The 13684-nt window shown below is 44.1% G+C and carries 8 protein-coding genes; 7 read left to right on the forward strand and 1 reads right to left on the reverse strand.

Features of this window, described 5'->3' with window-relative positions; translation table 11 throughout:
* Window positions 1-151 precede the first annotated feature (151 nt).
* The gene (locus ABID99_RS15935; RefSeq protein ID WP_373614323.1) at window positions 152-1027 is read right to left on the reverse strand and encodes an AraC family transcriptional regulator; all 876 of its coding nucleotides are present in this window, start codon (window positions 1025-1027) and stop codon (window positions 152-154) included.
* 220 nt (window positions 1028-1247) lie between these two features.
* Here ABID99_RS15935 and ABID99_RS15940 point away from each other — a divergent pair, with 220 nt between their 5' ends.
* From ABID99_RS15940 to ABID99_RS15970, 7 genes are all read left to right on the forward strand, one after another.
* The gene (locus ABID99_RS15940; RefSeq protein ID WP_373614324.1) at window positions 1248-2477 is read left to right on the forward strand and encodes an enolase C-terminal domain-like protein; all 1230 of its coding nucleotides are present in this window, start codon (window positions 1248-1250) and stop codon (window positions 2475-2477) included.
* Window positions 2478-2486: 9 nt separating this feature from the next.
* Window positions 2487-3251 (forward strand): SDR family NAD(P)-dependent oxidoreductase, encoded by a 765-nt coding sequence (locus ABID99_RS15945; RefSeq protein WP_373614325.1) that lies wholly within the window; start codon window positions 2487-2489, stop codon window positions 3249-3251.
* Between the two features lie 15 nt (window positions 3252-3266).
* A complete protein-coding gene (gene fucP, locus ABID99_RS15950; RefSeq protein ID WP_373614326.1) occupies window positions 3267-4565 on the forward strand; it encodes an L-fucose:H+ symporter permease in 1299 nt (432 codons plus the stop codon).
* Window positions 4566-4962: 397 nt separating this feature from the next.
* Complete coding sequence (locus ABID99_RS15955) at window positions 4963-6951, forward strand: GDSL-type esterase/lipase family protein (RefSeq protein ID WP_373614327.1); 1989 nt, start codon at window positions 4963-4965, stop codon at window positions 6949-6951.
* Between the two features lie 193 nt (window positions 6952-7144).
* Window positions 7145-10462: a SusC/RagA family TonB-linked outer membrane protein gene (locus ABID99_RS15960; protein WP_373614328.1), complete on the forward strand. Its 3318-nt coding sequence runs from the start codon at window positions 7145-7147 to the stop codon at window positions 10460-10462.
* A gap of 26 nt (window positions 10463-10488) precedes the next feature.
* Complete coding sequence (locus ABID99_RS15965) at window positions 10489-12399, forward strand: RagB/SusD family nutrient uptake outer membrane protein (protein WP_373614329.1); 1911 nt, start codon at window positions 10489-10491, stop codon at window positions 12397-12399.
* 43 nt (window positions 12400-12442) lie between these two features.
* Window positions 12443-13681: a DUF5000 domain-containing lipoprotein gene (locus tag ABID99_RS15970; protein WP_175489891.1), complete on the forward strand. Its 1239-nt coding sequence runs from the start codon at window positions 12443-12445 to the stop codon at window positions 13679-13681.
* Window positions 13682-13684 lie beyond the last annotated feature (3 nt).

Consider the following 13684-nt stretch of genomic DNA (forward strand, 5'->3'; position numbering starts at 1 on the left):
TACCATCAATACAAGATGGGATCTGCCGGATGCAGAAGTGCATAACCGAGCCTCCGCCGGCTTCATTATAAAGGTAAGGTGAGGAACATTTTTAATAAAGTAAGTCACCTTGCAGCGAAAGCTCACTTCGACGGTAAGTAATCGTCATATATTAAGACAAAATCTGGTTCCGGTACTGACGCGGGCTTACCTTTTTAATCACTTTAAAAAAGCGGTTAAAGTTTGATACATTATTAAAACCGCACTCATAGGCTATATCTGTAATACTGTTATCTTTATTACTTAGCAGTTTGCAGGCATAACCAATTCTTGTTTCATTTACAAACTGGGTAAACGACTTTTGGGTACGCGCCTTAAAAAAACGGCAAAAGGCAAATGTGTTCATGTTAGCCACATCGGCAATGGTATTTAGTGAAATATCCTCCCTGAAATTGTCAAAAATATACTTAAACACCTGGTCCATACGCTTACTGTCATGGTATTGATAATAGTTGATATAGTTGATACTGGCCAGCAGGTTATGCTCCGGGTCTGCACTCATGATATTTAGGATCTCGAGCAGGGTGATGATCCTTTGCAACCCTTCCTGCTGTACTATCTGGTACATCAGTTTTATTACCATATCACGGCTTTTACCCTTTAGCTCCATCCCTCTTTGCGCCTTACTTAAAAACGACTCCACTTTGCGTATGTTACCAAATGCTGAAAGATTCATGAGCAATTTTGACGGATTGAAGTGAATAGATAATGAATGCGCATAATATTCAGGGTCATCCTCGTTGGGTTGTTCCTGGGTATTATGCCAAACATGCGGAATATTTGAACCAAGAAAAATAAGCTCCCCGCTTTCAAAATAATCAACCAGATCGCCGATGATGCGCTTGCCCGAGCCTTTTACAATGTGTACCAACTGGCATTCTTCATGAAAATGGAACTCACTTGAGAAAAAAGGAAGCTTTACTTCCCTGGCAACAAACAGGTCTTCTGACTGTACCCCGTCAGACAATACGGCTAAAATTGGTTTCATTTTAACAAAACATGAAGAGAAAAGCTAAATATAAGCAAAAATACTATCGAAAGTTGCCAATTAAAATGAAAGTAAAAAATCAAACCGCGCTAATTTTACAGCATCATACCTTATCCGGAAAGGTATAATAAACCGATTTATAAACACAAGGAACAAGATTTCATTACGGCTTTTCGGCATAGAACGGCCTGAAACTATTTGCAAAAATATATTTACCTACATGTACATCAATAAAATTGAAGTTACCGACAAGCGTTTTAATTTAGGCAATGGCGCCGGCTCTGATGCAGTAAACGATTCAACACAGTATGCTTACGCCGTTTGCGAGCTGCATACCGATAGCGGTGTAAAAGGCATAGGTTTAGCTTTCACCCTCGGTGCCGGTAATGACCTGGTATGCAAAGCCATACAATATCTTTCCGGAACACTTAAAGGACGTGAGATTGAAGAACTTATGGCCGATTTTGGTTCGGTTTACCGTTCGATACTGGATTCGCCCACCTACCGCTGGTTGGGTCCGCACAAAGGCGTTATGCAATTAGCCCTTGCAGCTATAGTAAATGCATGCTTCGATCTTTGGGCCAAGAGTCGCCAGGTACCGCTCTGGAAACTTTTGCTTGATTTAAGCCCAAAAGAACTGGTGGCAACGCTCGATCTAAACTACCTTGAAGATGTATTGACTGTTGAAGAAGCAGAAAACATTTTAAAGGGCAATTTTACAGGCCGAACATTACGCAATGGTGTTTTACAAACAGGTTATAAGGCTTACGATACATCAGTAGGCTGGTTTAACTATTCTGACGAGAAGATCAAAGAGAACGTAGCCCGCGCCATTGACCGAGGATTTACCGCCATGAAGTTAAAAGTTGGTTCAAATGATCCGCAACGTGATATCCGCAGGGCAAAGCTGGTTAGGGCCGAAGCCGGTGATAAAACAACTATTATGCTGGATGCCAACCAAAAATGGAACCTGCCTCAGGCCATCTCCATTTGTAAAGAACTGAGCAGCATAAACCCTTACTGGATAGAGGAACCCACTCACCCCGATGATGTCTTGGCGCATCAAACATTAGCTAAAGAAATTGCGCCCCTTAAAATCGCTGCGGGCGAGCATATCCCTAATAAAATCATATTTAAAAACTTTTTGCAGGCCGGCGCCATGGATTTTTGCCAGGTTGATTGCGTGCGGGTTGGCGGTGTATCCGAATTTTTGACGATAAGCCTGCTGGCAAAAAAATTCAACATACCGGTAGTGCCGCACGTTGGCGACATGGGGCAGATCCATCAGCACTTAGTGCTGTTTAACCATGTGGCTATTGGTCACGAAAATTTATTTTTGGAACACATACCGCATTTGGCCAAATACTTTAAAAATCCGGCCAATATTAGCGGGGGGTATTATGCCGTGCCTGCCGAAGCAGGCAACAGCAGCGACCTGATAACCACCTAAAAACCCAAAATGAACCAGTTATTAAACAAAGTAATATTTATTACCGGAGGCGCATCGGGCATTGGCCTGGCCTGCGCCGAAGCCTATATCCGTGAGGGAGCAACCATTTTTATAATGGATATAAATGAACGCGCCCTTTATAAAGCACTCGACCATTTTGGTGGTAACAATGAAGGTATTGCCGGTGATGTATCAAAGGCGGCTGATGTAAAGGCTGCTTTCGATGCCATACGGAAACACTACGGCAGGCTTGATGCTATTCATAACAATGCCGCTATAGCCCATCCCTCAAAACCGGTTGACGAAACCGAAGAGGATGAATGGGATGTGCTGATGAATATCAATCTTAAAAGCCTGTATTGGACAACCAAATATGGTATTGATCTGCTCAAAGTTTCAAAAGGCTGCATTTTAAACACCAGCAGCATGGCGGGCGATATAGGTCAAAGCCTCCATGCTGCTTATACCGCAACCAAAGGCGGCATCAATGCCCTAACCAAGTCAATGGCGCTTGATTATGCGCGATATGGCATCAGGGTAAATGCTGTTTCGCCTGCCGGCGTATGGACACCATTGCTTAAACAATGGGCTGCCGAACAGCCCGATCCCGGATCGATAGAAAAATACTTAAACGATATCCATGCATTAGGTTACTGCCCAGAGGGCGATGTAGTAGCAGATGCCGCAGTTTTCCTGCTTTCGGACGCTGCGCGGTTTGTAACCGGCTGCATTATGCCTGTAAGCGGCGGCGCCGAACTTGGATACAGACGATAAAACAAGATCTTAACCATGAACAAAACCAACAGTAACGCATCAAAATACCTGGCTCCGCTGCTGATAGTAATGAGCCTGATGTTTTTCTGGAATTTGAGCCGCAATATTAATGATGTACTCATCCCCCATCTGAAACGGGCCTGCCAGCTAACTGATCTGCAATCGTCGCTGATCCAGTCGGCATTTTTTGGCGCTTATTTTTTGATGGCTTTGCCTGCCGGTCGCTTTATCGAAAAAATGGGTTACAGAGCAGGGATGCTTACCGGTTTGATTTTGGCGGCTATTGGCGCCGCCATATTTTATCCGGCAGCAACCACCAGGTATTATCCTGTGTTCCTGCTGGCATTGTTTACCATGGCATCAGGCTTTGCCATACTGGAGGTTACGGCTACTCCCTATATTTCAAAACTTGGCGACCCGGATCATGCATCCAGCCGGTTAAGCCTGGCGGCTGCAGTTGGTTCCATGGGCGCTACAATAGGGCCCTTCATCGGTTCTAAATTTTTATTGCACGAAAAGGATATCCCTGCAAAGCTTATCCAATCCTTTAGCCCCGAACAACTAAAGGCGTTTTTAAACAACGAGGCGCATTTGGTTATCCCACCCTATCTGACACTGGCTGCGCTATTTATTGCCCTTTGCGTGGTACTTTATTTTTTGAAATTACCGGTTATGCATGAAGGTAACAACCGTCAAAAACTATCGGGAGTATTTAAATTCAAGCATACTATGCTGGGCGTATTAGCAGTTTTTGCCTATTTGGGTGCCGAAGTTGGCGTGGTGAGTTTTATCATTAGGTATACAAAGTCCTTAAATATTACAGGTATTACCGAGCAAAAATCGGCCCTGTTTATCACGCTTTACATGGCGTTGGTTTTAGCCGGGCGCTTGCTGGGGGCGTTTTTACTTAAGCAGATTAAACCCAATAAAGTGCTTACCCTATGCAGCATAGGTGCGTTTACGCTGGTATTGGTATCGGTACTTACGGGTGGTTATGTATCCATAATCTCGCTGTCAATAGTAGGACTGTTTACCTCCGTGATGTATCCTATCATATTTACGCTCAGCATCAAAAATATAGGCGATTATACAAAGGTTGCTTCGTCATTACTTATTATGGGAGTGGTAGGCGGTGCTGTTATCCCGCCAATAATGGGCTTGATATCAGACCATTCAGGCATCAGGATGGCATTCATTGCGCCGCTGGTGTGCTATGTATACGTATTATATTACGGACTGAAGGGTTATGTTGTAAAAAACAAGCTTTATTCCGATGAGCCGGAAGAACCTCTGTTAACAGTAATTGGACATTAACTTTTACCAAACTTACGAAGTTTTAAAAACTTCGTAAGTTTCTGAACCTTCACCCCTCTTGATGCTGCCATGAACCATCATCAATGAACCATGAACTAAAAGCAACCAATGCCATATTGCACAACTTTTTGCATTTCAATATTATTTTGTTGTGAAAACTACACTTAATACAACTAAATTGTTTCAGCAAGTCACTTTTTGCCCGAAATCAAAAAATCGATGTCAAAATAGTATCGAAACAAATCAATTTAAGTGCAATTTATTGTTAATACCCTCCATATTTTTACCCTGATTATAAACGCCAGCTACTAAAAGTTTACAAAACATTTTTAATCAGAAACAGCAATCCCAAAAAAGGACGAAGTTTTTGAAGTGGAATTTTTATATCCAAAATTGAATGATTAAAGCTTTACTAATTACGCTATTATTGGGGTTCACAGCTGGTACTGTCTTAGCTCAAAACCAACAAATTGACGACACAGGCAATGCCCCTGCCTTATATACTATTCAACATACAGCTAATGATAGCTGGAAAGGTTTTGAACGTGTCAATATTACCATAGGCGCTCACAAAGCCTACTATGTAAAACCTGAAAAGGCGCTCGAAGGTAATCCATGGGTTTGGCGGGCTTCATTTCCTGATTGGCATACCGATATCGACAGCATCCTGCTAACCAAAGGCTTTCATGTCGCTTTCGTGAATGTTGATGATCAATATGGCAGCCCTTATGCTTTGCAGGTTTGGGATGCTTTTTATCAGTATTTAACAACTAAACAAGCTTTCGCTGCCAAAGTTGCCCTTGAAGGCGTTAGTCGTGGCGGTTTATATGTATATGGCTGGGCCAAACGCAATCCTGATAAAATTAGTTGCATTTATAATGAAGCCCCTGTTTGCAATATTCAAAGCTGGCCGGGAGGTAAACTAAGTGCCCCGGGCGATGCCGCTCTGTGGAAACAGCTGCAACAGGTGTATCACATTACCGAACAACAAGCGCTTGATTACAAAGACAATCCTATTGATAACCTTGATGGCCTTGCTGCTTTTAAAGTACCCGTTATGCACATCATAGGTATAAACGACAAGTTGGTACCTAATGCCGAAAACACCAATATCCTTGCTCAACGCTATAACGCGTTAGGCGGGCCGATGATGATATACCCGGTAACTGCCGGTCCGCAGGAGTTGAACGGGCACCACTTCCCTATTGAACATCCTGAACGCTGGGCTGATATGATCATGGGCTACAGTTATCCGGTAAAAAAAGTGCTGCCATATACCGATTACTTTATAACCCGTAGCGGCTTGGTCAACAGTCTCAGTGTATTCAGTGCAGGCAAGAAAGCTACAGTAGCTTTTTTAGGCGGATCAATTACCTATAACCCCGGTTGGCGCGAAAAGATAAGCCGCTACCTTATCGAACGCTTTCCTTTAACCAGTTTTCATTTTATACAGGCGGGGATTCCCTCGTTGGGTAGTGTACCGCATGCCTTCCGCTTACAGCGGGACGTACTTGATTCGGGCAAGGTTGATTTGATGTTTGTTGAAGCCGCAGTAAACGATAACGTGAACGGACTGGACAGCCTTACCGAGGTACGTGCACTGGAAGGCATCGTAAGGCATGCAAAAAAAGCAAATCCGCTGATGGACATCGTCATGATGTCATTTGTTGATCCGGATAAGATCAGGGATTACAACAATGGCAAAACCCCGCTGCAAATCAAAAATCATGAATTAATTGCAGAACATTACGGCTTGCCGTCCATTAACCTGGCCAAAGAAGTTACTGATAAACTTAATAACCAGGAATTTTCATGGCAATATGATTTTAAAGACCTCCACCCGGCCATTTACGGGCAGGAGCTTTATTTCGCAACCATAAAAAGCCTGCTTAATTCATGTTTTGACAAACAGCAGATTGCTGCTATTAAAGCCAATCCATTACCCAAACCGCTTAACGCGCTTAACCTCAACAATGGCCGCTATTACAGCATTCAAAATGCAAAAAATTTAAACGGCTGGGCCATCAACCCCGATTGGGCACCAAACAATAACCTGAGCACCCGCCCTGGCTTTGTACACAAACCGATGCTTATCGCTACCAAACCAGGCTCATCATTAACATTGCCCTTTACCGGCACGGCTATTGGGATGGCCATTGTATCCGGACCGGATGCAGGTATTATCAACTACAGCATTGACGGAAGCACCGAGAAAACGATGGACCTGTACACAGAGTTCAGTTCATGGATTTATCTGCCCTGGTATGTAACCTTTAGTACCGACCTCAAAAAAGGCCAGCACACGCTCAGCCTGAAAATTGACACCGATAAGAATAAAAACAGCAAGGGGAACACGTGCCAGGTACTCTATTTCTTAACCAATTAATTTTTTTAAAAAACAGCAATACGCTGTAAACGCAGCTCAAAACTTTTAATTGTCAACTTAACATATTTAAAAAATGATTAAACCTTTTACCACTGGAAAAACCTTTTACCATCTGCGCATTTAAATGGCACTTAAAACAAATAAACCCATCAACCAAATCTCAAAAACAAAAAACCATTATCAAACCAATTTTATGAAAGAATTTTACCTACGGATCAAAACCCGGCGGGAGCTTAGACGGTCTCATAAGTCTGCACCGGGTTTTTATTGCTTTGTATTATTATTGCTGAGCTTTATTTGCTCAGCGCAATTTACACACGCGCAAAGTAAAGTAACCATTACCGGCCTCGTGACCGACACACTGGGCGGTAAAATTGCAGGCGCCAACATTGTGGCTATCAACCGCAAAAACCTGGGCACTACTACCGACATTAACGGCAAGTTTGTAATAGATGCCGAGCCCGGTACTATCCTTAAAGTATCGTACGTAACTTTTATTGATCAAACCTTCACCGTTTCAGCCGGTAAGCTGGTAGTAAATATTGAGCTTAAAGAGTCCAAACGCGGCCTCGAAGAAGTTGTGGTATTGGCCTACGGCAAAAAAGAACGAAAAGAAGCCGTAGTAGGTTCGGTAACAACCGTTAAACCGGCCGATCTGAAAATACCCGCCAGTAACTTAACCAATGCACTTGCCGGCCAGGTGGCGGGGATCATCGCGTTTCAGCCAAGCGGCCAACCCGGGCAGGATAATTCCAGCTTCTTTATCCGCGGTGTAACCACCTTCGGCTATAAAAAAGACCCACTTATTTTGATAGATAATGTTGAGCTTTCTACAACCGACCTTGCCCGCTTACAGGTTGACGATATCGCCAGCTTCTCGATCCTGAAAGACGCGAGTGCCACCGCGCTTTACGGAGCCCGCGGTGCCAACGGTGTAATTTTGGTAAGCACCAAAGAAGGTAAGGTTGGTAAGGCCAAGATCAACGCGCGTGTGGAAAATTCCATATCACAATCTGCCAAAACACTGCAGCTTGCCGACCCAATCACCTACATGAGGTTGTTTAACGAAGCTACCATCACCCGCGATCCGTTAAGTCCGCTCCCTTTCTCACAAAATAAAATATTAAATACAGAGGCCACCATACGCGGCGACGCAGGCAGCAACAAGTATGTTTATCCCGCTGTCGATTGGCTGGATATGCTTTTCAAAAAACGCACAGCTACGCAACGTGCAGATATGAGCGTAAGCGGCGGCGGCGATGTGGCCCGTTACTATGTATCAGGCTCATATAATGTTGACCACGGGATCCTGAGGCAGGATATTGCCAATAATAATAACAACAACGTAAAGTTTGAAAATTACCAGCTGCGCTCAAATGTTAACATTAACTTAAGTAAAAGTACCGAGCTTATTGTAAGGCTTGCAGGTTCGTTCAATGAGTATAACGGGCCTCTTACCGCCGACGCTTCATTCTCGACAGATCTTTATAATGTTGCCGTGCATACCAGCCCTGTATTGTTCCCGGCATATTTCCCTGCCGATTCGGCCAACCGCAATGTTAAGCACATACTGTTTGGTAACGCAGCACCTGCCAACGCAGGCTCAGCATCAAACGCCATTGCATACAACAACCCATATGCTGCATTGCTACGTGGCCATAAAAATTATTCAGAATCAAGGTTATCTGCCCAGTTGGAGTTAAATCAGAAACTGAATTTCATAACCGACGGGCTTAACTTTCATGGCTTATTTCATACCAACAGGTATTCATACTTTCAGTCGCAAATGGGGTATTCGCCATTTTACTATAATGTGAATACTTATGATAAAGCTACTAACCAGTACACCTTAACCTGGCTTAACCCACAGCCAACCGGCAATAACGTAGCCACCGAGTATTTGAGCTATTACCGCGACCCAAGCACTGATAATCTAAATACGTACATCTATTTTCAAGGCGTGTTGGATTACAATCATGCCTTTGGCAGTCATAACCTGAGCGCATCATTGATTGGCACGCGTCAGCAAACGGTTTATTCGGCAGCAAAAGACCCGGTATTAAACTACCCTACTTTGCAGTATTCGTTGCCTTACCGCAACTTAACCCTTGCAGGCCGTGCTACTTATTCATTTAAAAGCCGCTATTTCCTGGAATTTAACTTTGGTTATAACGGTACCGAGCGCTTTTCGGCCAGCCACAGGTTTGGTTTCTTCCCAACCATTGGCGGTTCATGGATCGTATCCGACGAAAAATTCTGGGGATCTGGACTTTATGATGTTATCTCCCGCATGAAGGTAAGGGCCAGCTACGGCTTGGTAGGTAATGATGCTATTGGCTCACAACGTTTCTTCTTCCTGTCGGATGTTGACCTTAATGGTGGCAATCCTGCATCGTTCGGTACTTACAATGGGTACTCACGCAACGGTGTATACATCAGGAATTACGAAAATCCTAACGTAACCTGGGAAACCTCGCGCCAGCTAAACCTTGGCCTGGAGTTCACCATGTTTAAAAACCTCAATGTAGTAGCCGAAGTTTATAAATATCACCGTTATAATATTCTTCAAACACGTAGTTCGCTCCCTACTACATTGGGACTTGAAGCACTTAACCAATATGGAACTCCTAATGTTACTGCCAACATTGGCACGGCAGATACTAAAGGTATCGACCTGCAAATGGATTATAAGGCGGCTATTAATAAAGATGTTTGGCTACAGGGCCGCGGCAACTTTACCCTGGCCAGCAGTAAATACGGTAACTATGAAGAGCCCCAGTATAAAGAAGCTTACCGTTACCATAAAGGCCAGGAAATAAACAGGCAATACGGCTATATTGCCGAACGCTTATTCGTAGACGATAACGAAGCCAGGAACTCCCCTTCACAGATTTTTTCGCTCAACGGCGTCCCTCCGGCCGGCGGTGATATCAAATACCGCGACTTAAACGGGGATGGCAAAATTGACGATAAAGACCAAGCCTTTATCGGCTATCCAACAGTGCCCGAAATTGTATATGGCTACGGCTTATCAGCCGGGATCAAAAACTTTGATGTTTCCTGCTTTTTCCAGGGCCAGGCGCGTGTATCGTTCTTTATCGATCCAAGCCGTACCAGCCCATTCATTCAAAGCCCCGATCCGTACATATATGGCAATACCCAGCTGATCAAAGCATTTGCTGATAGTCACTGGAGCGAAGAAAACCAGGATTTATATGCAACCTATCCAAGGTTAGGTGTAACCGGGAACCAGATCGAAAACAACCGTCAAAACAGTACGTGGTGGATGCGCGATGGTAGTTTCCTCAGACTTAAATCGGTGGAGATAGGTTACTCATTGCCACCGTCCATTTTAAAACGCTTAAACGTAACCAAATGCCGCATTTACTTTAACGGCTTAAACCTGTATACCTGGAGCGCCTTTAAACTTTGGGACCCTGAGCTTGGTGGTAATGGTTTTGCCTACCCAATACAAAAGGTGTTCAACTTAGGCATAAACGTTAACCTATAATTTTTTACTGATCAATACTTAGTATTATGAAACAATATTATAAAATTTTATTACTGGTAGGGCTCCTGGTTTCGGGCGCATCATGTAAAAAATATCTTGATGTTACGCCAGATAATACCGGCACCCTTGAGTACGCGTTCAGGAACCGTAATGAGGCCGAAAACTACCTGTTTACCTGCTATGCAACTTTACAGCAGTTTTCTGATCCTACATCAAATATCGGCTTCACCACATCATCGGAGATCATTTATCCCAACAACCTCACCAATCACCCGCTTAATGAAAATGGCTTTAGCCTTATCCGGGGTACACAAAACAGCGCAAGGCCCGGTGTAAACTGGTGGGATGGCGAAAATGGCGGACAGGCGCTGTTCCGTTCTATCCGCAGGTGTAACATCATGCTTGAAAACATCGACAAGCCTGTTGACCTTTCACCATCTGAAAAAGCAAGATGGATTGCCGAGGTAAAGTTCCTTAAAGCATATTACCATTATTACCTGTGCCGCTTGTATGGGCCGGTACCACTGGTAAAAACCAATATTGATATAACAGCCAGCACCGAAGAGGTTAGGGTAAAACGCTCGCCGGTTGATTCGGTATTTAACTATTGCGTGCAATTACTGGATGAGGCTATTCCAGATTTGCCGCCGGTTATCACCAACCAGGCAAAAGAGCTTGGCCGCATTACCCAGCTAACCGCTTTATCAATTAAAGCCGAAATGTTAGCCACTCAGGCCAGTCCCCTTTTCAACGGCAACCCGGACTACGCCAGCATGAAAAACAAAGATGGCCAGCCTTTATTTTCAAGTACTGCCGACCCGCAAAAATGGAAACGTGCCGCCGATGCCTGTAAAGCTGCCATTGATGCCTGCGAAGCCAACGGGCTTAAACTTTACACCTTTGTCGCACCACCTACAGTTGGTTCCCTTTCAGATCAGTTGCGTAACGAGCTAACCATCCAAAACGCGGTTACCGAAAAATGGGATGTAAACCCCGAACTGATCTGGGCATTAAACCCTACCTTCCCATGCCAGGGCTATGCAACACCAAGGTTAACGCCAAAATCGGCCGTTAATATCTTCTCAAACCCGTCAACATTCGCTGTTCCGATTTCAACGCAGGAGCTTTTTTATACTGCTAACGGCGTACCGTTAACAGAGGATAAAGATTATGATTATGCCAACCGTTTCGCCCTGAAAACAGCAGGCGACGCCGATAAATACTATATAGCTCAAGGATATACAACTATCAATGAGCATTATGACCGCGAAAGCCGCTTTTATGCTAATATCGCTTTTGATGGCAGCATCTGGTATGGTAACGGCATTTACAACCAGGACCAGGCTTACCATGTTGAAGCACGCGGTTCGGGATCACTGGCAGGCCCAAAAGACCTGAACACCCTTAACATTACCGGTTACTGGCCTAAAAAGCTGGCTAATTATCTTTCAGTTTATGATGATGGCTTTCAACCTATTGAATTTCACCTGCCACTAATGAGGCTGGCTGGCTTATATCTTTTATATGCCGAAACCCTGAACGAGGCAAACGGCCCAACTGCCGATGTATACAATTACATTGACAAAGTAAGAACAAGGGCTGGTTTAAAAGGTGTGTTGGAATCATGGTCAACCTATTCAAAAAATCCCGGCAAACCAACAACTAAAGAAGGTTTACGTGACATCATACATCGCGAGCGCCGCATTGAGTTGTGTTTTGAGGCGCAAAGCGGATGGGACCTTCGCCGCTGGAAAGAGATTCAGGGCGTATTGAGTGTACCGCTACAGGGCTGGAATATATATGAATCCGAAGCCGGCAACTATTACAGGCTGCATACCGTGTTAACGCCGGTTTTCGGGCTAAAAAACTATTTCTGGCCTATAAAGGATAATGATCTGATCGTTAACAACAACCTGGTACAAACCACCTACTGGTAGCCTTCATCAACCTAAATGAATTAATTCAACATAGATAAGAATTATGAAACGCATTAAAAATTATTCGATAACAGCACTGGTGCTTGCAGCAGCGTTGTTTATGGCGTGCTTAAATTCATGCAAAAAAAACGACGGGTACGTTAAAGAGGTTTCGACCGATATGAGCAAGCCTGCCGTGGTTACCAACGTAAAAGTTAAAAACTTTAACGGCGGTGCTTATATTACCTACGATTTGCCAAACTCAGATAACCTGCTATACGTGCAGGCCGAGTACCGCATCAATGATAAAACTACACGCCAAACTAAATCGAGCTATTATTCAGATACCGTTACGGTTGATGGCTTTGCCAAAAGCCAGGAATATGAGGTAACACTTTACTCGGTGAGCCGGGCTAACGTAAAGTCAGATCCGCTTGTAGTTAAAGTACACCCAGATACGCCTTTTTACAAGCTCATCAAACCAACATTAACTATCACATCTGATTTTGGCGGCGTAAACATCAAAGCTATGAACCCCGACCAAAAGGACATTGGTGTAATTTTATTGGCCTTTGATAAATCAACCCAGGCATTGGAGGTTGTCGATCAGCATTATACCAAGGTTGATACCATTAATTACTCTATAAGAGGCTATCCGGCGGTATCACAAAAATTTGGTGTATACGTAACTGATAAATTTGGCAATATATCTGATACTACCATTGTAAACATCACCCCGATATTTGAAACGATACTTGATAAGAGCAAGTTTTCGGTATACAAAACCCCTACTGATAGCCCTACAGCTTATGGTTGGGAAGTGCCTTACCTATGGGATAACAAAACCGACGGCTACTCAAACGGCTGGCACACAGCTCCCGGAGCACCGGCGCCAATACAAGTTACCTTTAGTCTTGGTGTATCGGCACAGTTAAGCCGTTTTGTTTTATGGGAAAGGCCCGATCAATATGCTTACGCACACGGTAACCCTAAAGATTTCAGCATCTGGGGATCAAACGTCAACGCACCGCAGGATGTAAGGCTCCCTGATTATGCTCCTGTAGGAACTGTAGTTGGCGACTGGGTTAACATCGGGAACTACCATTACCCAAATCCGCCATCTGGCCTTACACCGGGCTTTACCAATGCTGCCGACGCTGCTTTTGTTGCCGCGGGAGTAAACTTTAATATTCCTCCGGGTTCAACGCCTATTAAATACTTCCGCTTTATGGTGCATGACACATGGTCAAACGGTGACTTTGCCCACATGATGGAACTTTCAATTTATGGTAACCCACAATAGGTA

The sequence above is a fragment of the Mucilaginibacter sp. OAE612 genome (genome assembly GCF_041806395.1).
In the GTDB taxonomy this organism is placed as follows: Bacteria; Bacteroidota; Bacteroidia; order Sphingobacteriales; family Sphingobacteriaceae; genus Mucilaginibacter; species Mucilaginibacter rubeus.